The 21546-nt window shown below is 58.8% G+C and carries 18 protein-coding genes and 1 riboswitch; of the genes, 9 read left to right on the top strand and 9 right to left on the bottom strand.

Features of this window, described 5'->3' with window-relative positions:
• Window positions 1-66: 66 nt before the first annotated feature.
• From P8S53_RS12120 to P8S53_RS12100, 5 genes are all read right to left on the bottom strand, one after another.
• A complete protein-coding gene (locus P8S53_RS12120) occupies window positions 67-1434 on the bottom strand; it encodes a glutamine synthetase family protein (protein ID WP_277804227.1) in 1368 nt (455 codons plus the stop codon).
• Between the two features lie 114 nt (window positions 1435-1548).
• Window positions 1549-2586, bottom strand: coding sequence for a TRAP transporter substrate-binding protein (locus P8S53_RS12115; RefSeq protein WP_277804226.1), 1038 nt, complete (start codon window positions 2584-2586; stop codon window positions 1549-1551).
• A 64-nt stretch (window positions 2587-2650) separates the two neighbouring features.
• Window positions 2651-3976, bottom strand: coding sequence for a TRAP transporter large permease subunit (locus tag P8S53_RS12110; RefSeq protein ID WP_277804225.1), 1326 nt, complete (start codon window positions 3974-3976; stop codon window positions 2651-2653).
• Window positions 3976-4482, bottom strand: a complete 507-nt coding sequence (locus P8S53_RS12105) for a TRAP transporter small permease subunit (RefSeq protein WP_277804224.1) — start codon at window positions 4480-4482, stop codon at window positions 3976-3978. The genes P8S53_RS12110 and P8S53_RS12105 overlap by 1 nt, the downstream gene beginning before the upstream one ends.
• Window positions 4467-5378, bottom strand: a complete 912-nt coding sequence (locus tag P8S53_RS12100; RefSeq protein ID WP_277804223.1) for an N-formylglutamate amidohydrolase — start codon at window positions 5376-5378, stop codon at window positions 4467-4469. Before P8S53_RS12100 ends, P8S53_RS12105 begins: the two co-directional genes overlap by 16 nt.
• A gap of 76 nt (window positions 5379-5454) precedes the next feature.
• On the opposite strand from P8S53_RS12100, the gene P8S53_RS12095 reads away from it, so the two are divergent.
• On the top strand, window positions 5455-6324 hold the full coding sequence (locus P8S53_RS12095; protein ID WP_277804222.1) for a MurR/RpiR family transcriptional regulator: 870 nt from the start codon (window positions 5455-5457) through the stop codon (window positions 6322-6324).
• Window positions 6325-6639: 315 nt separating this feature from the next.
• On the opposite strand, the gene P8S53_RS12090 is transcribed toward P8S53_RS12095, so the two are convergent.
• From P8S53_RS12090 to P8S53_RS12080, 3 genes are all read right to left on the bottom strand, one after another.
• Complete coding sequence (locus P8S53_RS12090) at window positions 6640-7434, bottom strand: inositol monophosphatase family protein (RefSeq protein ID WP_277804221.1); 795 nt, start codon at window positions 7432-7434, stop codon at window positions 6640-6642.
• 170 nt (window positions 7435-7604) lie between these two features.
• Complete coding sequence (locus tag P8S53_RS12085; protein ID WP_277804220.1) at window positions 7605-8639, bottom strand: triphosphoribosyl-dephospho-CoA synthase; 1035 nt, start codon at window positions 8637-8639, stop codon at window positions 7605-7607.
• Between the two features lie 100 nt (window positions 8640-8739).
• Complete coding sequence (locus P8S53_RS12080) at window positions 8740-9645, bottom strand: LysR family transcriptional regulator (protein WP_277804219.1); 906 nt, start codon at window positions 9643-9645, stop codon at window positions 8740-8742.
• A gap of 95 nt (window positions 9646-9740) precedes the next feature.
• On the opposite strand from P8S53_RS12080, the gene metF reads away from it, so the two are divergent.
• From metF to P8S53_RS12055, 5 genes are all read left to right on the top strand, one after another.
• Complete coding sequence (metF, locus tag P8S53_RS12075; RefSeq protein WP_306417922.1) at window positions 9741-10607, top strand: methylenetetrahydrofolate reductase [NAD(P)H]; 867 nt, start codon at window positions 9741-9743, stop codon at window positions 10605-10607.
• 43 nt (window positions 10608-10650) lie between these two features.
• A riboswitch (SAM riboswitch) is annotated at window positions 10651-10728 on the top strand.
• A 48-nt stretch (window positions 10729-10776) separates the two neighbouring features.
• Window positions 10777-11958, top strand: a complete 1182-nt coding sequence (metZ, locus tag P8S53_RS12070) for an O-succinylhomoserine sulfhydrylase (protein WP_277804217.1) — start codon at window positions 10777-10779, stop codon at window positions 11956-11958.
• A gap of 94 nt (window positions 11959-12052) precedes the next feature.
• Complete coding sequence (gene folE2, locus P8S53_RS12065; RefSeq protein ID WP_277804216.1) at window positions 12053-13147, top strand: GTP cyclohydrolase FolE2; 1095 nt, start codon at window positions 12053-12055, stop codon at window positions 13145-13147.
• 58 nt (window positions 13148-13205) lie between these two features.
• Complete coding sequence (locus P8S53_RS12060; RefSeq protein ID WP_277804215.1) at window positions 13206-14159, top strand: 1-phosphofructokinase family hexose kinase; 954 nt, start codon at window positions 13206-13208, stop codon at window positions 14157-14159.
• 31 nt (window positions 14160-14190) lie between these two features.
• Window positions 14191-15639: a TrkH family potassium uptake protein gene (locus P8S53_RS12055; RefSeq protein WP_277804214.1), complete on the top strand. Its 1449-nt coding sequence runs from the start codon at window positions 14191-14193 to the stop codon at window positions 15637-15639.
• A 112-nt stretch (window positions 15640-15751) separates the two neighbouring features.
• On the opposite strand, the gene P8S53_RS12050 is transcribed toward P8S53_RS12055, so the two are convergent.
• On the bottom strand, window positions 15752-17608 hold the full coding sequence (locus P8S53_RS12050) for a trypsin-like peptidase domain-containing protein (protein WP_277804213.1): 1857 nt from the start codon (window positions 17606-17608) through the stop codon (window positions 15752-15754).
• 109 nt (window positions 17609-17717) lie between these two features.
• Between P8S53_RS12050 and P8S53_RS12045 the strand changes: the two genes are divergently transcribed.
• The 3 genes from P8S53_RS12045 to glyS are packed head-to-tail and all read left to right on the top strand — an operon-like array spanning window position 17718 to window position 21434.
• Complete coding sequence (locus tag P8S53_RS12045) at window positions 17718-18659, top strand: glycine--tRNA ligase subunit alpha (RefSeq protein ID WP_277804212.1); 942 nt, start codon at window positions 17718-17720, stop codon at window positions 18657-18659.
• Entirely contained in the window at window positions 18659-19159 is a 501-nt protein-coding gene (locus P8S53_RS12040) for a DUF6446 family protein (protein ID WP_277804211.1), read from the top strand. Before P8S53_RS12045 ends, P8S53_RS12040 begins: the two co-directional genes overlap by 1 nt.
• A 10-nt stretch (window positions 19160-19169) precedes the next feature.
• Window positions 19170-21434, top strand: a complete 2265-nt coding sequence (gene glyS, locus P8S53_RS12035; RefSeq protein ID WP_277804210.1) for a glycine--tRNA ligase subunit beta — start codon at window positions 19170-19172, stop codon at window positions 21432-21434.
• Window positions 21435-21546: the final 112 nt, after the last annotated feature.

Here is a 21546-nt window from a genome sequence, read left to right as displayed (position 1 = left end):
CCCCGCACCTTTGTGCTGCGGGCTTCATCTTGCCAAAAAATACTCAGACAGACCGCAGCCGTTTGCTCAGCCCCGCTCCAGCAACCGCTTGCGTTCCCAGTCGGTGACCACGCGGTCATGTTCCGAAATCTCCCATCTTGCAGCATGGGTGTAATGCTCCACCACATCATCGCCAAACGCCGCGCGCAACATATCCGACCCTTCCAGCAGGTCGGCCGCCTCGCGCAGGGTCTTGGGAATCTCGCGTGCTTCGCGCGCGCCATACATATCACCGCGCAATTCCGGCTCCAGCGCCATACCCTGCTCGATCCCCGCAAGCCCCGCCGCCAACAGCGCCGCACAGGCCAGATAGGGGTTCAGATCCGCCCCGCCAATCCGGCATTCCACGCGTACTGCCCGGCCGCCATCCCCGCACACACGAAAACCCGCCGTGCGGTTGTCCAGCGACCACACCGCCTTGGTGGGGGCGAACATGCCGGTGCAGAACCGTTTGTAGCTGTTCACATTGGGGGCCAGAAACGCCGTGATCTCGCGCGCATGGGCCAGTTGACCGGCCATATACTGGCGCATCAATGCCGACATGCCATATCCTGCATCCCCGTCCATGAAGGCCGCTGTGCCCTCTGGTGTCCATAGCGACTGGTGCACATGGCTCGATGATCCCGCGCAGCGGTGGTCATATTTCGCCATGAAGGTGACAGACTGACCAAGCCCGTATGCGATTTCCTTCGTCGCCTGCTTGGTGATCACATGATAATCGGCAGTGGTCAGCATATCGGCATAACGGATATTGATTTCCGCCTGGCCGGCCTCTGCCTCGCCCTTGGAATTTTCCACAGGAATGCCCGCACCATAAAGGCCATTGCGCAGCGCGCGCATCAGCGGCTCTTCCTTGGTGGTCTGGAACAGGTGGTAGTCTTCATTATAGGCCGAAACGGGCGTCAGCCGGTCCGTTCCATGATCGCGCAAATTCTCGTAGCTTTGCTCGAAAATATAGAACTCCAGCTCGGTCGCGGCCATTGCCACATAGCCCATTGCCTGCGCCCGCGCGATCTGGCGCTTCAGAATGGCGCGCGGCGAAATGCTGATCTCCTCATGGGTGTGGTGATCCACCAGATCGCACAGCACCAGCGCGGTCCCTTCCAGCCAGGGCAGGGGGCGCAGCGTGCCCAGATCGGGCTTCATCATGTAATCGCCATATCCCTTGGCCCAACTGGTCGAGGCATATCCCTCGACGGTCAGCATCTCCATATCCGTGGCCAGCAGGTAATTGCAGCAATGCGTCTCTTCATATCCCGATGCCAGAAAATGCGCGGCATGGAACCGCTTGCCCATCAGCCGCCCCTGCATGTCGGGGGCCGCGACCAATACTGTATCAATCTCACCGTCATCAAAGGCTTTTTGCAGGTCCTGCAATGTCATCTCAGCGGCCATCAGCCAATCCTCCTACCACATCCAGCACGCGCGTGTATCCGCTTTCATTCTGGTAAAAATATCCTCGGGGGGTGCGGGGCAGACAGCCCCCCCCCTTTGCCGGTCAAACCAGCCCTAGCTGTAGCGATAGGGGCGGCCCGCCTTGTCCATCGCCGCGTTATAGGCGCGGAACACCTCGACCACGCGGCGCTTGGTGTCGGATTCGGCGGCGATCTCTTCCCAGAAATCGCGCGCTGCCCCTTCAACATTGCCCCATTCCGCATCGGGAATGGATGTCAGTTCCAGCTTGTCGCCTTCGGTGCGCAGCCGCGCCTCGCCCGCCCAATACCAGTGCTGGCGGTAGTAATGCGACTGCTCGAAACACGTCGCCATCAGGTTGCGCAGATGTTCGGGCAATTCGTTCCAGCGGTCCATATTGGCAAAGAAATGCCCGATCCACGCACCAGAAATGTTGTTGGTCAGGAAATGGCTACAGATATCGGCCCAGCCCACCTCATAGGCTTCGGTGATCCCGCACCATGCCACGCCGTCAATCTCGCGGGTTTGCAGCGCAATTTCCACATCTTCCCATGGCACACTGACCGGCACCACACCGAATTGCGACAGGAACCGCCCCGCAGTCGGGAAGGTAAACACCCGCTTCCCCTCAAGATCGGCAAGCGAGGTGATGGGCGAGGAGGTGATGAAATGGCACGGATCCCAGGACCCGGCCGAGATATGCTTGACGCCCACCTTCTCATATTCCTCGGCCCAGATCTCGTTCAGGCCCCAGTCATTGAACAGCGCTGGCACATCAAGGCTGTAACGGCTTGCGAAGGGGAAATAGCCGCCGAACACGGTCACTTCCGTGGGTGACGCCATGCTGTCATCATCCGATTGCACAGCGTCGATTGTGCCGCGCTGCATGGCCTGGAACAGCTCTTCCGTGGGCACAAGCTGGTCGGCATAATACAGATCAATCTGCATTTCATCGCCCGCAATGGCGTTGAACATGTCGATGGCGGGTTTGGCCACCTGTGCGCCAAGGGCCGCACCGGCATAGGTTTGCAGCCGCCAGCGGATGGTAGATTGCGCGCGCACTGCGGGTGCGGCAAGGGTTGCCGCGCCGCCAAGGGCGCTGGTGGTCAGAAACTTCCGTCTTGTCGTTGTCATGGGTCTTCCTTCCTGTCTTGGGTTTCAGTTGTTCGGGCGCGTTATCCGCGCCTTCTGTATGGGTTCAGGGAAATACCACGCCCGGCAGCCACAGCGCGATCTGTGGAAAGATCATCACCAGCGCAAGGCCAATGACCATCACCCCCACAAAGGGCACGATGGAGCGGTAGATATCTATCAAGGACACTTCTTTCGGCGCCATGGCCCGCATCAGGAACAGGTTATAGCCAAATGGCGGCGTCATATAGGCGATCTGGCAGGTGATGGTATAGAGCACCCCATACCAGATCAGATCGAATTCCAGCATCCGCACAATGGGCACATATAGCGGCGCGACAATCACCAGCATCGCGGTGTCATCCAGAAACATGCCCATCAGGATAAAGGAAATCTGCATCAGGATCAGGATTTCCCAGCGCCCAAGCCCCAGGTTCTCCATGAACAGCGCGCGCACGAAATCCACAGCGCGCAGCCCGTCGAATACCGCGCCGAAGGCAAGCGCTGCAAGGATGATCCACAAGAACATGCATGAAATGGCCAGTGTCTTGCGGGTGCAGCGCTCCAGCACATCCCAGCTCATACGGCCCTTGGCCAGTGACACGGCCAGCGCCGCCACCGCCCCCACGACCGAACTTTCGACCAGCCGCGTATAGCCCAGAACAAATGGCACCATCATCACCGCGAAAATGCCCAGCGGCATCAACCCTGCCAGCAGCAGGCGGTATTTTTCCGAGCGCGTCACGCGCGCCAGTTCGTCGGGATCGATGGTCGGGCCAAGGGCGGGGTTAATCTTGCAGCGTATCCAGATATAGATGATGAACAGCGTGGCCAGCAGCAGCCCCGGCAACAGGCCCGCCATCCATAGCTGACCCACCGGCTGGCGCGCGATCATCGCATACAGCACCAGCACCACCGACGGCGGCACCAGAATCCCAAGGCTGGAGCCGGCCTGAATGACGCCCGTGACCATGCGCTTGTCGTAATTTCGCTTCAGCAATTCGGGCAGCGCGATTGTGGCCCCAATCGCCATGCCTGCCACGCTTAGCCCGTTCATGGCTGAAATCAGCACCATCAGCACAATCGTGCCAATCGCCAGCCCGCCCGGCACAGGGCCGAACCACACATGAAACATGCGGTACAGATCATCGGCCAGTTTGCTTTCCGACAGCACATAGCCCATGAAAATGAACATCGGCAGCGTCATCAGCGGAAACCAGTTCATCAGCTTGATGGTCTGCGCGAATGCCAGATCATGCCCGCCACGGTCGCCCCACAACCCGATCGCGGCCACCACGGCCACAAAGCCAATGACGCCAAACATGCGCTGGCCGGTCAGCATGACCACCAGCATGGACCCGAACATCAGGGCTGCAATCATTTCATATGACATCAGATGTCCTTGCCCCTGAGTTTGGCGATATCACGGATCAGAAACGCAGTGCATTGCAGGATCATCAGCATAATCCCTAGGCACATGATAATCTTGATGGGCGCCATATAGGGCCGCCACATTCCACGGCGGCGTTCGCCATATTCCAGCGCATATTGCGTGCTTTCAATCCCGCCCCATAACAGCACACCCAGATAGACCAGCAGCGTGAAAATGGTAATCGCATCGACAGCGGCTTTCGTGCGGTCCGACCAGCGCGAATACAAAAGATCCATCCGCACCGCCGATCCCAGTTGTAGCGAATACGCGCCCCCAAGCATGAAATACCCCAGCAGCAGGAACTGTGCCATCTCGTCCGTCCAGATTTGCGGGGTGAAGCCCGCGCGCGCAACCGCCCCCCACATCAGCACGGCCATCAGCACAAACAGCCCCCACATGGCCAGACGGCCCACGCGGTAGTTCAGCGCCTCTACCCAGCGAACATAGGTGATCAGGATTGCGGGCATGGGCCATCCTTCAGGGTTTGCATCGCGCGCAATATCGCGGGTGCCAGCCGCGCGGCAATATCGGCTTGCTGTGCGGGGCTGGCAATCAGGTCATTGCGTAATTCCAGCATGGCATTGGGCAGGAAATATGGCAGCGCATGCAGACGCAGCGTGTGGGTCACATGATCGGTGGCGCTGTAGGGTTCGTTCAGGCGCGTTGTCAGTCCGGTATCCGCAGAATGTGCCAGAATGGCCTGTGCGAATTCGGGCGCGTCATCGTGGATGATGCCGAATTCCACATCGCGGGGCAGGCCGTGCCATGTCGGGCTGAAGGAATGGATGGTCACGATGCACGGGCGCGTGCCATGCATCAGCGCACGCGCAATGCGGGCGCGGACATGGTTGTGAAACGGCAGATACAGCGCTTCCATACGGGTCATGCGTTGGCCAAGATCCAACCCCTGATTTTGCCGTATATGGAATGATTCGGACACTGGCGGCATGGCATCCGCGCGGTCGGGGCTGCGGTTCAGATCATAGATCAGGCGTGACAGGGGCGCGTGCACCAGTTCTGCCGCGCCGGTGGACTGGCCCAGAATGGCCCCCAGCGCCCGCGCCAGCCCCAGCGCGCCCGGATCGCTGGCAACATGGGCCGCCATTTGCGCGGGGTCTTCGTCAAAATGCGTCCATGGCGGGGCTGTGGCATTTGATGCGTGTTCGCAGATCAGCAGCACCTGCGGTGTCAACGCATCAGGGTCCGCAGCGCCAGTGGCACCCCAGGCATCGCACAGGCCTGACCAGCCGCCATGCATGGGCGGCGGCGTGGATGATAAGGGTGCAGGGTCGGGATGTGACATCAGATAGATTCCATCGGGCTGATACCGGCAAGCCTGCCGCATGGGGGGCGATTTCGTCAAGACTTTTTCTTGCATTGATTTTCTGTAACAAAAATTACAAACTTGTTCGTAGTTCTTTCAGGGACAGGGGGCTGGCATGAAACCTATCGACACACTGGAGGCGCGACTGCGCGCGGCAATGCCGGACATGACGCGGGCCGAACGGCAACTTGCGGCTTATATGCTTGGGAATTTTCCGGTTTCCGTCCTGGGCAGCGTGTCCGATGTCGCCCGCGCCGCCGAAGTGTCAGGGCCGACTGTCGTGCGGCTGGTGCGCAAGCTGGGGTTCTCGGGCTACCCCGAATTTCGCACGCAACTGCATGAAGATCTGGGCGAAAGACTGGCCTCGCCCATATCCAAGCACGAAAAATGGGCAGGGGCGGGCGCGCAGGATCATATCCTGAACCGGTTTGCCCAAAGTGTGATCGAAAATGTGAACATGACACTGCGCCAGCAGGATCTGGCCAGCTTTGACGAAGCGGCGCGCATTCTGTCGGACAAGGCGCGCCCTGTGCATATGGTGGGGGGGCGGTTGACGCGGTCCATCGCTGAATATTTCGCAACCGCGCTGAAGGTCATGCGCGCCGATGTGTCGCTGCTGTCCAGCCTGCCCAACACATGGCCGCCCGCGCTGCTGGACATGACCGAACGTGATGTGCTGGTGGTGTTCGACATTCGCCGGTATGAGCCGTCAGTGATGCAACTGGCCGAACTGGCCAACGAGCAGGGCGTAGAGGTCATCTTGCTGACCGACAGATGGGTGTCGCCTGCGGCCAGTGTCGCGCGCCATATCCTTGCCAGCCATATAGAAGTGCCGTCCGCATGGGACACGGTGGTGCCCCTTGTCGCGATTGTCGAGGCGATGCTGGCGCGCATTCAGGAACGCAACTGGGCCGATACCAGTGAAAGGCTGGAACGTATGGAATCGCTTTATGAACAGATGCGGCTGTTCAAACGCCTCCGCTAGAGTCTGGTCTGGTCAGGTTGGAATATCCGGTTTGCGGGGGCTGGCCAGAAGGGGGACGCCCAAGGCGCGGAGCAAAGGGCGCAGCCCGCCGCGCCATAGGTCTGGCCGTCCCGCGGCCTGCCGATTTGGCTGATGGCAGGCCAAGCCTGTGATCTTTAGAATATGCAGCTTGCATAAACTGCGCCCCTCTAACGTAGGATCGGCAGACCCCGGCCCACCGATGGCGCGGGCTTTGTCCATGGTTGCAACGCCCCCTTCAGGCCCGCATGAACCCGCACTGCGATTCCATCGGGGCAGGATATTGCCGCAGCGGGGTTATTCGGGGCGTTTGCGCAGCACACGGGTCAGCCCGTCAAAGACGCCCGAATTGGCCGCGATCAACTCGCCACGTTCGGCAATATCGGCGCCGTCGCGAATGGGGGCGGTGAACCCGCCTGCTTCGCGCACCAGCAGCAGCCCTGCGCTATATTCCCAAGGCTGCAATTCGCGTTCCCAATATCCGTCAAAACGCCCTGCCGCCACATAGGCCATATCCAGCGCCGTCGACCCCCATTGCCGCACACCCGCGCATGCAGGCATCATTTGCGCCAGATCGTGCAAGGTGGCGGGCAGCGTGCGTTTTCCCGCCTGGGGGATGCCGGTTGCAAATATGCAATCCAGCATGCTGTTGCGGTTTGACACGCGCAGGCGCTTGTCATTCATAAAGGTGCCAGCGCCTTTTTCAGCGACGAACAATTCGTCCTTGGCGGGGTCAAACACCACGGCTGCAATTATTTCAGACTTGAATTCCAGCGCGATCGACACGGACCAATGCGGCAGGCCATGCAGGAAATTCGCGGTCCCGTCCAGCGGGTCCACGATCCAGCGGCGTGTCGGGTCCTTGCCCTCAAGCGGGTCTGTTTCCTCGGCCAGCCAGCCGTAATTGGGGCGCGCGTCCATCAGGTCTTCGCGGATGATGCGTTCGGCGGCGACATTCGCACGGGTCACGAAATCACCTGCGGCCTTGGACGACACCTGAAGGTTTTCCACTTCGCGGAAATCCTTGACCAAGGCGCGGCCCGCCTTGCGCGCGGCTTTGATCATCAGGTTAAGGTTGGCACTGCCTTGCATCCGAACGGCTCCTAGCTTGGGTCAGAGGGCGCTATACTTGGGTATGGGGGGGATGTGAAGGGGGTGTGGGGGATCATAGCGAGCTGAATGCTGTTGTTGAACTGGATCAAATGTCCCATTCGGTGAAATTAAATTGGCTACGTTTGATGATGTATCTACAGAAGAGTAGCTCAGTCATCTTCTAAGAGATCAAGAAGATTAGGCTCTTTCTTAAGGATGTTAATTCTACCAAGAATTGTTAGAAGTGCATTCTTATCTAGAGGCTCTCCTAGATTTTCCTCGTTAAATGATAGAACTTTTATAACTTTTATCACTCTTTTTTTATTAAAATATTTTTCTGAGATAGAGATTTGTGCATTAATTTTATCTCCTTTTCCGAACCGAAAACTGCCGCTGTCAACCTGTGCCCAAAAATTTTCATCTGAAATAATAAAATTTATAATCTTTCCAGATGGAAGTTTTCCTTTCCATTTCCTGCTTTTCTGATCAGATTCTTCAAGGTTGGGTGATGTAATTATAATTTCTCCTAAAATCACTTCCCAGTCTTGAATCTCATCATCTTCCCGTCTCTTGGGAGAGATTGCCCTCTGCGGAAATTGATTTCTTGGAATTGGTGGGGTGTTAGAGGTTTCGATCTCAATGCTCTCTAAGCTTTCTTCATGAATGCAAGCATTAAAAAGTTTAGCCTGAGCATCAGCAAGATTATATCTAGCTTCGTTTGAAAGAGAAAGCTGTTCTATTTTTTCACGCGGTGCCGATAAAATTTCTGAAGTGAGGCGCGAAACGCGTTCTGACAGTTCTTGGCAAACGACTTCCAGTTCTTCATCTGAAATTTCTTGCACTTTAGCTGCCTCGAGTGCATTACTCCATGCTCTCACGGTTTGAGCCGCAATCTCCTTTGGATATTTCCCAGTTAACTCTTTAGTAACTTCCTTTGCAATATCTGTTTCTAGCGCTTGCAATGCTGCCCAAATAATCGCGTAACTGAAACCAATACCCTTCGCCGTATTGATGCCAACGCGAAGGATCTGCCTTAAACACCCGGCTTCCGGTGATAAAACATATAATTCGAGTAGAGTAGAATCGTCGAAGAATTCTTGACTGATAGCTCGGATTGTTGCTTTTGTAGCCTCCGCAGAGGCAACAAAAGTGTCAAGACTTATTTCATGTTTTGGTACTTGAAAGCGAAAAGTAACGTTTGACAAAGAGCGCTCCAATCCTTATTCGAGCACATTGATAATTTTGTTTCTACCTGTCAACAGTTTAGAGTTTATTGGATTCATTTTCTAAAAATTTGCATGAGATTCACCCCCTCTGCAATTTCACCGGCTCCGTCCGTGCAAGCCGCAAAACATGCGCCATGAAGGGTTTTGCCGCGTCCTCGGCCCGCACGGCGGCATAAAGGCGGCGGGTCAGGCCGCCCTTGGTGATGGGTTTGGTCACATAGTCCGAATGATAGCGCACATCGCGCAGCACCCAGTCGGGCAGCACCGACACCCCCCGCCCCGATGCCACCAGCAGCAGGATAACGGCGGTCAGTTCCACCTGCCGGATGGCGCGGGGTTCGACCTTGGCGGGGGTCAGCAGTTGCGTGAACACGTCCAGCCGGTTGCGGTCCACGGGATAGGTGATCAGCGTTTCGTCGCGAAAATCCTGCGCGGTCACATAGTCCTGTGTGGCCAGCCGGTGGGTGGCCGATGCCACAAAGACAGGTTCATAGTCGAACAGCGGCAAAAAGGTGATGCCCGGCAAATCTTCCGGGTCGGATGAGATGACAAGGTCCACTTCCTCGCGCCTTAGCGCAGGCAGCGCGTCAAAAGCCAGACCGGGGCGAATATCGACATCGACATCTGCCCATGCCTTGCGGAACTGCTCCAGCACGGGAAACAGCCAGTCGAAACAGGCATGGCATTCGATTGCGATATGCAGCCGCCCCAGCCGCCCCTTGACCAGACCGGTGAATTCTTCCTCCAGCGCGGCGACACGCGGCAGGATATCTTCGGCGGCGCTTAGCATCTTCAGCCCCGCCGCCGACAGTTTCAGCGGCTTGGACCGGCGCACGAACAGTTCCACCCCTGCCTGATCTTCCAGCCCCTTGACCTGATGCGACAGTGCTGACTGGGTCATGTTCAGCAGATCAGCGGCGCGCGCCAGCCCGCCTGCGTCATGGATGGCCTTGATGGTGCGAAGATGCCGGAATTCGATATGCATCCTTCAATCCCGTTCATAATGGTGATGAGAATAATGAATTGGTTTCACATTCGCAGACATGGCACAAGGGGGCAACAAAAACCGGAGCACCAATGATGACCACGCCGCGCATATCGTTTGAATTCTTCCCGCCAAAGACGCTGGATGCCAGCTTCCGGCTGTGGGACACGGTGCGCATGCTGGCCCCGCTGGCCCCTGAATTCGTGTCGGTCACTTACGGGGCAGGGGGCACAACGCGGAAACTGACGCATGAGGCGGTCACAACCATCGCGGCGCAATACGGCCTGAACGTGGCCGCGCATCTGACCTGTGTGGACGCCACGCGCGCAGAAACGCTGGAGATTGTGAACGCCTATGCCGATGCCGGTGTGTCCGAGATTGTGGCGCTGCGCGGCGATGCCCCCAAAGGGGCCGCGCGCTTCACCCCCCATGCCGACGGTTTTGGGTCATCGGTAGAGTTGATCGAGGCATTGGCCAATACCGGCAAGTTCAAAATCCGCGTAGGCGCCTATCCCGAACCCCATCCTGACGCCCCCGATGCCCGCGCCGATGTCATGTGGCTGAAGCGCAAGTTTCAGGCGGGCGCGGATTCGGCCATCACGCAGTTCTTCTTTGAACCTGAAACATTCCTGCGCTTCCGCGATGAATGCCAGCGTCAGGGAATCACTGGCAAGATCATTCCGGGCATTGTGCCGATTGAAAACTGGGCCGGTATTCGCAAATTCGCCAGCGCGTGCAATACGCATATCCCTGCATGGATGGATGACGCGTTTGAAAAGGCGGCGCGCGACGGGCGCGAGGATTTGCTGGCAACCGCAATTTGCACCGAAATGTGTGATCGCCTGATTGCCGAAGGGGTGGAAGATTTGCATTTCTACACCCTGAACCGTGCCTATCTGACGCGCGATGTCTGCCATGCGCTGGGCGTGCAGCCGCAGGTGTCGCTGGAAAACGTGGCCTGATACGCGCAAAGCCTGATTGACCTGCCCTGACGAAAGCCTTATTGCAAAGCGACGTGGCGCTTTGTTACCGGATTGCGGGCCACGCTAAAAAAACCGCTAAAGAGGTCAGGGCGTTTCATGCCCCCGGCCTGTGACAGTCCGGGGGTTTTTCTTTGCGTCGGGGACCGGAATGGCACAAGATTGGGATAAGCGCACGAAACTGGTGCACACAGGCGCGCGGCGCAGCCAATATGGCGAAGTCGCCGAGGCGATTTTTCTGACCCAAGGGTTCGTCTACCCGTCGGCCGAAGCGGCCGAGGCACGGTTTTTGAAAACCGAAGCCGATGAATTCATCTATGCCCGCTACGGTAACCCCACTGTGGCGGTGTTCGAAGACCGGATCGCCGCGATCGAAGGCACCGAAGACGCATTTGCCACGGCATCGGGCATGGCTGCGGTGTCGGGGGCGCTGACAGCGATGCTACGCGCGGGCGATCATGTCGTGTCATCGCGTGCGCTGTTCGGGTCTTGCCTGTATATTCTGGAAGAAGTGCTGTCACGCTACGGCGTGCAGGTCGATTTCGTTGATGGCACCGATCTGGACCAGTGGCGCGCGGCCATCCGTCCCGACACGCGCGCGGTTTTTTGTGAAACCGTGTCCAACCCCACGCTGGAAGTTGTGGACCTGCGCGCGATTGCCGAAATCGCCCATGCCGTGGGGGCCACGGTGGTGGTGGACAATGTGTTTGCCACGCCAATTTTCAGCCGTGCAGTGGAACTGGGCGCGGATGTGGTGATTTATTCCGCAACCAAGCATATTGACGGGCAGGGGCGTGCGCTGGGCGGTGTGATCTGCGGCACGCGCGAATTTATTCGCGGCACGGTCGAACCTTATATGAAACACACAGGCGGCGCGTTAAGCCCGTTCAATGCATGGGTGATGGTCAATGGCCTGACAACGATGGATTTGCGCGTGCGTGCGCAGGCCGCCAGTGCGCAGGCCATCGCAGAAGCCCTGCAAGATGATCCCAGACTGGCGCGCGTCATTTTCCCGGGCTTGGCCTGCCACCCCCACCATGCGGTCGCAAAGGCGCAGATGGGTGGTTTCGGCACAGTGCTGGCGCTGGATATCGCGGCGGGCAAGGAGGCGGCATTCCGTTTTCTGAATGCGCTGCAAATCGTGCTGATTTCCAACAATCTGGGCGATGCGCGGTCCATTGCCACCCATCCCGCCACAACAACGCATCAGCGCCTGCCGGAAGATCAGAAAATCGAACTTGGCATTTCGCCCGGTCTGGTGCGTTTGTCCGTCGGGCTGGAAGCAACCGCAGATCTGATTGCGGATTTGCGCAAGGCGCTTGACGCGATTTGATTTCGATCCGATCCTATATCTGGCCCGTATATTCGTGGAAATCAGGAAACTGACGCTTATGTATAGAAAGCGACAGACAGGAAGGGACACCACGATGAATATCCACCTGCCGGGACTGGACCAGACGCCCACCCGCGAACAGGCCGAAGCCGCGCTTGACCTGTTGCGCCGCTTTACCGACCATGCCGCTGATGATGACCGCGCCCGTATGGAAGCCGCCGTAACCGGCTTGCTGCCTGCGGCGGCGTATCCGGTGATGTCGCGCACGTATCCCGCAGACTTTGACGTGAGCGATGCCTATAAATCGTCCCTGCCGGACCTGCAGAACGGGCCTGCCAGCCTGATTGTGGGGGCGAAGGCTGCAATCCAGCATGTGGGTATTTCCAACTTCCGCCTGCCAATCCGCTACCATACCCGCGACAATGGTGATCTGATGCTGGAAACCTCTGTCACGGGCACTGTCAGCCTGGAGGCCGAGAAGAAGGGCATCAACATGTCGCGCATCATGCGCAGCTTTTATGGGCATGCCGAACGCACCTTCAGCATTGATGTCATTCGCGCCGCCCTTGATGATTACAAGGCCGATCTGGAAAGTTTCGATGCGCGCATCATGATGCGGTTTTCGTTCCCGATGAAAGTGCAGTCACTGCGGTCCGGCCTAAGCGGGTATCAGTATTACGATATTGCGGTGGAACTGGTGGATAATGCCGGTGTGCGGCAGGTATTCATGCATCTGGATTATGTCTATTCGTCAACCTGTCCGTGTTCGCTGGAACTAAGTGAACACGCGCGCGCCACGCGCGGGCAATTGGCAACACCGCATTCGCAACGATCAGTCGCGCGTGTGTCGGTGCAGGTGCTGGAGGAGGGCGCGCCCCTGTGGTATGAGGATCTGGTCGATCTGTGCCGCGCGGCCGTTCCCACGGAAACGCAAGTGATGGTCAAGCGCGAAGATGAGCAGGCATTTGCCGAACTGAATGCTGCGAACCCGATCTTTGTGGAAGATGCGGCGCGCAGCTTCTGCGAACAGCTGGAAAATGATCCGCGTATCGGGGATTTCCGCGTGGTTGCCAGCCATCAGGAAAGCCTGCACAGCCATGATGCGGTTAGCGTGTTGACGCGCGGTCCCAGCTTCGACGCGTCAAGCCTTGATCCGCGCCTGTTCAGCACGTTGTTTCATGTGGGCTGACGGCTGACCATGGTGTAAGGCGCTTGCGTCAATCATCTGGCGATGGCAGTTTGCCCTCATGATGGCGCAAACACCCGTTCTGACACTTACCCTGAACCCCGCGTTGGACCTGTCCGCGCGTGTCACAAAAATGCGCGCCGGTCCCAAGCTGCGTATGACAGACCCGGTATATGAACCGGGCGGGGGCGGTGTGAATGTGGCGCGCGCCATTCATGAACTGGGTGGACAGGTCACCGCATGGGCAGCGCTTGGCGGCAGCACAGGCGCGCGCCATGAGGCGCTTTTGCGTGCGCAGGGTGTGACAGTCCTGCGTTTTGACGCCCCCGGTGATACCCGCCAAAGCTGGGCCATTACCGACAGTCACAACCAGCAGTTTCGCCTGCAACTGCCCGGTGCAGACTGGACACAGGCAGATGCAGCCCGCGCCCTTGATGATATTGTAGCACATGCGGACGGGCTGGTTGTTCTTAGCGGGTCGCAACCGCCCGGGCTGGATGCGGGTTTTGCGCAACAACTGGCGCGCATGCTGGCGCGCGGGCGGATGGTTGCAGACATATCTGGCGCGCCGTTGTCGCGGCTGTTGCAAAACCCTGACGCGGCAGCCCCGATATATGTTTTGCGGCTGGATCAGGGCGAAGCCGAAGAACAGGCGGGCTACGGCCTGCCGCAGATCGGTGATGTGCTTGATTTTGCGCAAAAACTGGTCGCGCGCGGCGTGGCGCGGCATGTCTGCATTGCCCATGGTGCCAACGGGTCCGTGCTAGCGGGGCCTGATCTGGCATTGCACTGCCGCCCGCCACAGGTGGCGGTGGCCAGCAAGGTGGGCGCGGGCGACAGTTTCACAGGCGGGTTTACCCTTGCGCTGGCGCGTGGGCAGGACATGGCGCAGGCCCTACAGGCAGGAACTGCCGCTGCCGCCGCTGCGGTAATGACACAAGGAACAGCACTTTGCCGGCGCGCAGATGTGCAGGCCATCTTGCCAGAATGCACCCTGCATACGCTTCGCGCTTGACACAGGCGCGCGCTGGCGCGATGGCAGTCGCATGTTGGATATTCGCCCTGTTGTTCACCTTGTCGGACTGCTGACATTTGCGCTTGGCGCAATCATGTTGCTGCCGCTTGCTGTTGATTTGCAGGCGGGGAATGACAGTTGGCAGGGGTTCGCACAGGCCGCGTTTCTGACCTGCCTGATTGGCGGACTTGCCACCATAAGCACGCGTTCGTCACTGGATCAGGGGTTGGGGCGGCGGCAGTCGTTTCTGATGACCGCCAGCGTCTGGGCCGTGCTGCCTGCATTTGGCGCGCTGCCGTTTCTGTTGGGCACACAGGGCGAAAGCGTGACGCATGCCTATTTTGAAGCGATGTCTGGCATGACCACCACCGGCACCACAGTCTTTGTCGGGCTGGATGCAATGCCGCCGGGGGTGCTGTTGTGGCGGTCGATTCTGCAATGGCTGGGGGGCTTGGGCATTATCGTTGTGGCGCTTGTGTTCCTGCCGATCTTGCGCGTTGGTGGTATGCAGCATTTCCAGTCCGAAGCCTTTGACACGATGGGCAAGGTGATGCCGCGCGTCTATGATATTTCTGCGGCGCTGTTGCAGGTCTATCTGGGGCTGACCTTGTTGGTGATCCTGTCCTATATGGCGTTCGGCATGTCCGGTTTTGATGCGTTGAACCATGGCCTGACCACCATTGCCACGGGCGGGTTTTCAACGCGCGATGCGTCATTTACCGAATTCGCAGGCCCGCTGGAATATGTCGCAGTGGTGTTTATGGTGTTGGCGGGCCTGCCGTTTATCCGGTTCATCCAGTTGATGGGCGGGTCGGTGCGCGCGATCTGGCAAGATGTGCAGGTGCGCGCGTTTCTGCGCTGGGTTGCCTATGCGGTGGCGGCCGTGATGGCATACCGTCTGGCCACCACCGATGCAGGGGTGTGGGACGTGCTGCGCGGGACATCCTTTAACGTGATTACGCTGTTCACTGGCACCGGCTATAGCAGTGAGGACGTGGCCGAATGGGGCGATTTTCCGCTGCTGGTGGTAATGCTGGTGGGCTTTATCGGGGCTTGCACGGCATCGACGGGCTGCGCGCTGAAGGTGTTTCGCTTTCTGGTGTTGTTTGAATCCATCAAGATGCGGATGCGCCAGTTAAGCAGCCCGCGCCGCGTGATGGCGATAAAACTGGGCGGCAAGCGGCTGGAGCAGGATGTGATAAATTCCGTCATCGTGATGTTCACCGCATTTGCAGGAATTTTTCTGTTGCTGGCCACCGCACTGGCGCTAAGCGGTCTGGAAACACGCACGGCAATTACCGCCGCATGGACGTCGATCTGCAATATCGGTCCGGTTTTCGGGCCAGAGGTGGGTTTGACAGGCGCGGTGAATGGCTTTTCCGACCGGTCGAAATGGTTGATGATACTGGGCATGTATCTGGGCCGGTTGGAAGTGCTGGCCGTTCTGGTGTTGTTGTTGCCGCGTTTTTGGCGGGCATAGGGCCGCGCGGGCACCCCCCGCAATATCCTCCGTCCCCATCCTACAAAAAGATGCGCCGATATGGGCGCATCTTCGGGATTGGTTTTCAGGTGTTTGCGGGGCCTGTGTTATGTCAGTTCCAGCACGATACCAGAACCGTTAGGTCCCCTGAAACGCGTGTCAGTTGTTCCGGTGACATGATGCCTGTTTCACGCGATGTCCCGGCCCGGATGTCGTTGGCATCCAGAAACGTGCGGATTGCACCTGATGGCACTGCAAAACTGACCTCTGGCGGTAATTGGCGCGCAGCATCTTCGGGTTGGCCAAACAGTATCCCGACAACGGCACCATTGGCCCCGAAAACCGGACCACCCTGATCACCGGGCTGGACGGCCGCAGTCAGACGAATACGGTCATCCGCGCCGTTCAGGTCGTTCAGGTCTTCAACACGGCCAAAGGTCAGGACAGGGCGGGTCAGCATATCCTCGAACGAAAAGCCCGAGATTGTGATGTCGCTGCCGCGTTGCAGCGCGTCTTGCTGGAACTGCGCGAAAGCCAGCGGAACAAGCGGGGTTTGTGGCTTCAGCACCGCCAGCCCCAGCGCATCATCGCGTGCGACAACCCGTGCATCATAGGCTTCATCCAGCGTGATGCGCCCGCAATTGGCCACCGCCGCAGCGCTTGTCAGAACGGTGCCATTCGCATCAATGTAGAAGCCCGAGCGTGAAAACTCTGGCCGGCGCACGCTTAGGCCCGACAACAGGTCACCGCGCCGCACAAGGCTGGCAGGGCCTGCGCTGTCGGGCAAAGTGCCGCCGAATGTCTCAAAGCTCGAATCCATCATGGGCAGGACGCGCGCCATCTGGTCATCGCGTTCGGGCGTCCAGATCAATGTGTAGCCCTTGATCTGGCCATTGCGGATCTGTGCCACAGTATGTGACCGCAATGTGTCGCTTTCGCCTGTCAGAACAAAGCTGTTCTGACGACGCTCGCGCTCGCCCTCCAGCGGGACAATGTCCAGCGTCTGCATGATTTCATACAGGCCGAACAATGTCGCGTTGGTGCCGGACTGGCTGATCAGCAGGGCGCGCACACCGCTGTCGTCACGTTCCTCGAAATGGGCAAAGGGGGTCTCATGGCGGTCAAAACGCAGCATCGCCATGGGCAGATCAATGCTGATACCAGCATCTTCATCGCGCCAGGTGTCCATGCCAAGTGCGGCCAGTTCGCCCTGCCAGTCATCCAGCAGTTGCGTACGCTGGCGCGTGGTCAAAACGCCGGTTGGTTCCAGCCCCTGTTCGTTTTGCCACGCTTCCATCGATCTGCGGGTTCCCGGACCGATGGCCCCGTCGATGCCCAAAGTGTAATGCCCAAACCATTGCAGCGCGGTTTGCAAGGCGACGCGTTCGTCGCGATCCAGCAGCCGTTCCGATGCCTGTGCTTCGCGCAGGGTTTCTTCGGGTTCCGGTTCTGGTTCCGGCTCTGGTTCTGGAACGGGCAGGGGGTCAGCCTCCGGCGCGGGAATGATCTCGGCCAGTTGCATATCACCTTGCCCTGGCAGGTCAGGTTGCGCGTCTTCGCTTATTGACGGGGGCGGGGACAGGCGCGGCGCGTCCGGGTCTTCTGGAAAGACCTGTTCCAGATAATTCGCCCCGTTGCTGACAAAGGCATCAATCGGGATCAACCGCTCGGCGCGCAACTGGCGGCGCACGGCAAAAGCGTCAGTGTCGCTTTCAAAAGGACCAACGCTGATGGCATACCATTCGCTGGGCAGCCGGAACCCGCTGATATTGCCAATGCGCGCCTCATAGCTTTGCGCGGCATCAAGGGCGACATCCAGATCACGATGTGCTTCGATCTGCACCCAACGCTGTTCCTGTGCGGTTGCGCCAAAACTGCCCAAAATCGCTGTTGCAGATACTGTTGCGGCAAAATATGCGCAGGTCCGTAATCCTGAAACCATTCCCTGATACCTTTCTTCGTCGTTCATTTCTTCATGTGCTGGCCATGCGTGCGGGGTTTAAGCGTTGACCCTTGGCTGTAGCTTGCCTATTGAGACGCAGCTTTAAGATAATGCGCGCGCAAGGCAAGGGGCCGCAATGGTCGAAACCACCGAAAACAGTTCACAAAAACCTCAAAGCTTTCAGGAAATCATCCTGAGGCTTCAGAATTACTGGGCTGCGAAGGGGTGCGCGGTGCTGCAACCCTATGATATGGAAGTGGGCGCGGGCACGTTCCATCCCGCGACAACCCTGCGCGCGCTTGGCACGAAAGCTTGGGCTGCTGCCTATGTGCAACCCTCGCGCAGGCCCACGGACGGGCGCTACGGGGAAAACCCCAACCGCTTGCAGCATTACTACCAGTATCAGGTAATCATCAAACCCAGCCCGCCGGATTTGCAGGACCTGTATCTGGGCAGCCTGCGCGCGATTGGTATTGATGACAGCCTGCATGACATCCGCTTTGTGGAAGATGACTGGGAATCGCCCACGCTTGGCGCATGGGGGCTGGGCTGGGAAGTGTGGTGCGACGGGATGGAAGTGTCACAATTCACCTATTTCCAGCAGGTGGGCGGGCATGATTGCCGACCTGTGTCGGGCGAATTGACCTATGGTCTGGAACGGCTGGCGATGTATGTGCTGGGCGTCAGCCACGTCATGGACATGCCGTTCAACGCCCCCGATGCGCCGATCCCGCTGAAATACGGCGATATTTTCCGCCAGACCGAAGAAGAATATTCGCGCCACAACTTCCACGCCGCCACCACCGACATGCTGCTGCGCCACTTTGAGGATGCAGAGGCCGAATGCGCACGCCTGCTGGACGCAGCGCCCGATGATGCCGCAACCGGCAAGCGCATCATCATGGTGCACCCCGCCTATGACCAATGCATCAAGGCCAGCCATCTGTTCAACCTGCTGGATGCGCGCGGGGTCATTTCGGTGACCGAACGTCAGGCTTATATCGGGCGGGTGCGGGCATTGGCCAAGCTGTGCGCCGATGCGTTTGTTCAGACCGAAGCGGGCGGGGCCGTGGCCTGATGGGGCGTTTTCTGGTGATCCTGCTGCTGGGCTGCGCGGTGCTTGCGGGCGCTGGCATGTGGTATGTGCAGGTCTATGCATTCTATGATGAATTGCCCGTCCAAGACAGCGTGCAACTGACACCCGTGGGCGCGTTGGCCGCGCAGGATTTCGCAGTGGCCAATTTTCGCGGCATTGATGCCGACAGCTCGCCCATTCGCTACCGTGCATGTTTCGACATAAACGTGGATACCGCCGCGCTGACCCCCTATACCAACGCAACGCCCATGTTTGCGCCCGACTGGTTTGATTGCTTTGACGCGGCCCAACTGACCCTTGCGCTGGAAAGCGGGCAGGCGCAGGCGGTTATGGGCGTGTCCAATATCCGCTATGGCGTGGACCGTGTTGTGGCCCTGATGGACGGGCGCGGTTATGCATGGCAGCAGATCAACCCTTGTGGCACGGCCCATTTCGATGGCGATCCGGTCCCCGCCGGCTGCCCACCCCCACCTGAACGCTGAAAGACTTATCATGGCTGACCTTCTGATCGAGCTGTTCTCCGAGGAAATTCCGGCGCGTATGCAGGCGGGTGCCTGCGACGCGCTGAAGCGGATGGTCACGGACGGGCTGGTGGAACGCGGCCTGACCTATGCGCACGCACAGGCTTTCGCCACGCCGCGCAGGCTTGCGCTGGCTGTGCAGGGCGTGACTGACCACAGCCCGACAACGCGCGAAGAACGTCGCGGGCCGAAAGTTGGCGCGCCCGACAAGGCGGTTGAGGGGTTCTGCCGTTCCACCGGTTTGCAGCGCGATGATCTGGAAATCCGCGACGACAAGAAGGGCCAGGTCTATATTGCCCATGTCGTCACCGAAGGGCGCGCGGCAAGCGCCATCGTGGCCGAAGTTCTGGACCACACGATCCGCAATTTCCCATGGCCCAAATCCATGCGTTGGGGGTCGGGCAGCTTGCGCTGGGTGCGGCCTTTGCATTCCATCCTGTGTATCCTGTCGCGCGAAGACGGGGCCGAGGTGGTGACGTTGGACGTGGACGGGATTGTGGCGGGCGACCGCACGCGCGGTCACCGCTTCATGGCACCGGATAAATTTTCTGTTGTGAGTTTCGAGGATTACGCCGCGAAGCTGAAGCGCGCCCGCGTTATTCTGGACCCTGTGGAACGCGCCGACCATATCTGGAATGATGCCAGCCAGATGGCTTTCGCGGCGGGGCTGGAACTGGTCGAAGACAAGGGCTTGCTGGCAGAAGTTGCAGGGCTGGTCGAATGGCCGGTGGTGCTGATGGGGCGCATTGACGCGCAATTTTTGGGCCTGCCGCCGGAAGTGCTGCAAACATCGATGAAGGAACACCAGAAGTTCTTTTCGGTGCGCGACCCCAAATCGGGGCAGATCACCGGCTTTGTGACAGTGGCCAACCGCGAAACCGTGGACGGTGGCGCGACAATCCTTGCGGGCAATCAAAAGGTGTTGGCGGCGCGGCTGTCGGATGCAAAATTCTTTTGGGACAATGACTTGCGCGCCATTGCTGATGCAGGGCTTGAAGGGATGGGGGCCGGGCTGTCGGCGGTGACCTTCCATAACAAGCTTGGCACGCAAGCCGACCGTGTGGCGCGGATTGAAGCGCTGGCGCGCGAGATTGCGCCGCTGGTGGGGGCTGATGTGGAAGTGGCAGCAACGGCCGCACGGGTTGCGAAATCCGACCTGCGGTCGGAAATGGTGGGGGAATTCCCCGAACTTCAGGGGCTTATGGGCAGCTATTACGCGCGGGCGGCAGGGTTGCCCGAAGACGTGGCGCGCGCCTGTGTGGAGCATTACCAGCCGCTTGGGCCATCGGATTCCGTGCCATCATCGCCGGTTTCCGTGGCCGTGGCTTTGGCCGACAAGATGGACACGCTTACGGGGTTCTGGGCGATTGATGAAAAACCCACAGGGTCGAAAGACCCTTACGCGCTTCGCAGGGCAGCGCTGGGGGTTATTCGGTTGGTGTTGGGGAATGGGTTAAGATTCAGGTTAGCACCTCTTCTCGCGGTTTTGATATTCGATCAAAAAATGTGTCCGGTTTATGCGGCTGGAAACTGGGACGAACAGGACTTGGTGGCATTAGAGCGCTTGAAGAGGGCTATTGCCGAGGGTCATACGTTCGCGTCGGCGATGACCCTAGTAAAATCTGAATTGAAAAATACCGAAGTCAGCATGGTCGTATTCCAAGAGGGAGATGAAACCGTCGAACTTGTAGCGAGTTCTGCGTCTGCTGCGGAAAACCTCCTCGCCTTCTTCCACGACCGGCTCAAGGTCCACCTCCGCGAGCAAGGCATTCGCCATGACGTGATCGACGCCTGCCTTGCGATGCCGAATAATGATGACCTGACACTACTGGTCAAACGCGCGGAAGCGCTGGCCGCGTTCCTGAAAACCAGTGACGGGGAAAACCTGCTGCAAGGGTTCAAGCGCGCGAACAATATTCTGACCAAGGAAGAAGCCAAGGACGGGGTGGAATATTCCTTCGGGCCTGATCCGAAACTGGCCGAAACGCCGGAAGAAAAGGCGCTGTTTGCAGCCCTTGATCAGGCAGAAGCGGCCATCACCCCCGCCATGGGGGCGGAAGATTTCGGTGCCGCGATGCAGGCCATGGCCGCGCTGCGCGCGCCGATCGATGCGTTTTTTGATGCGGTGCAGATCAATGCCGACAACCAGATATTGCGCCGCAACCGCCTGAACCTGCTGCACCGCATCCGCGCCACCTGCCTGCAAGTGGCCGACCTGACGCGGGTTGAGGGGTAGCGCACTGGCTGCTTGTTCTGGCCTTTTGCTGCCCTTCACACTTGAACAAAGCCCGCGCCAGCGGTGGGCCGGGGTCTACCGGTCCGACGCCAGTGAATTTCGCTTTATGCAG

It is taken from the genome of Roseinatronobacter sp. S2 (genome assembly GCF_029581395.1).
GTDB lineage: Bacteria > Pseudomonadota > Alphaproteobacteria > Rhodobacterales > Rhodobacteraceae > Roseinatronobacter.
This window is presented reverse-complemented; position numbering and strand designations above follow the sequence as displayed.

Excerpts from the sequence above, each read along its gene's own strand:
- P8S53_RS12120 (WP_277804227.1), bottom strand. The coding sequence starts at position 1,434 with ATGGCCGCTGAGATGACATTGCAGGACCTGCAAAAAGCCTTTGATGAC.
- P8S53_RS12115 (WP_277804226.1), bottom strand. The coding sequence starts at position 2,586 with ATGACAACGACAAGACGGAAGTTTCTGACCACCAGCGCCCTTGGCGGC.
- P8S53_RS12110 (WP_277804225.1), bottom strand. The coding sequence starts at position 3,976 with ATGTCATATGAAATGATTGCAGCCCTGATGTTCGGGTCCATGCTGGTG.
- P8S53_RS12105 (WP_277804224.1), bottom strand. The coding sequence starts at position 4,482 with ATGCCCGCAATCCTGATCACCTATGTTCGCTGGGTAGAGGCGCTGAAC.
- P8S53_RS12095 (WP_277804222.1), top strand. The coding sequence starts at position 5,455 with ATGAAACCTATCGACACACTGGAGGCGCGACTGCGCGCGGCAATGCCG.
- P8S53_RS12090 (WP_277804221.1), bottom strand. The coding sequence starts at position 7,434 with ATGCAAGGCAGTGCCAACCTTAACCTGATGATCAAAGCCGCGCGCAAG.
- P8S53_RS12080 (WP_277804219.1), bottom strand. The coding sequence starts at position 9,645 with ATGCATATCGAATTCCGGCATCTTCGCACCATCAAGGCCATCCATGAC.
- metF (WP_306417922.1), top strand. The coding sequence starts at position 9,741 with ATGACCACGCCGCGCATATCGTTTGAATTCTTCCCGCCAAAGACGCTG.
- metZ (WP_277804217.1), top strand. The coding sequence starts at position 10,777 with ATGGCACAAGATTGGGATAAGCGCACGAAACTGGTGCACACAGGCGCG.
- folE2 (WP_277804216.1), top strand. The coding sequence starts at position 12,053 with ATGAATATCCACCTGCCGGGACTGGACCAGACGCCCACCCGCGAACAG.
- P8S53_RS12060 (WP_277804215.1), top strand. The coding sequence starts at position 13,206 with ATGATGGCGCAAACACCCGTTCTGACACTTACCCTGAACCCCGCGTTG.
- P8S53_RS12055 (WP_277804214.1), top strand. The coding sequence starts at position 14,191 with ATGTTGGATATTCGCCCTGTTGTTCACCTTGTCGGACTGCTGACATTT.
- P8S53_RS12050 (WP_277804213.1), bottom strand. The coding sequence starts at position 17,608 with ATGAACGACGAAGAAAGGTATCAGGGAATGGTTTCAGGATTACGGACC.
- P8S53_RS12045 (WP_277804212.1), top strand. The coding sequence starts at position 17,718 with ATGGTCGAAACCACCGAAAACAGTTCACAAAAACCTCAAAGCTTTCAG.
- P8S53_RS12040 (WP_277804211.1), top strand. The coding sequence starts at position 18,659 with ATGGGGCGTTTTCTGGTGATCCTGCTGCTGGGCTGCGCGGTGCTTGCG.
- glyS (WP_277804210.1), top strand. The coding sequence starts at position 19,170 with ATGGCTGACCTTCTGATCGAGCTGTTCTCCGAGGAAATTCCGGCGCGT.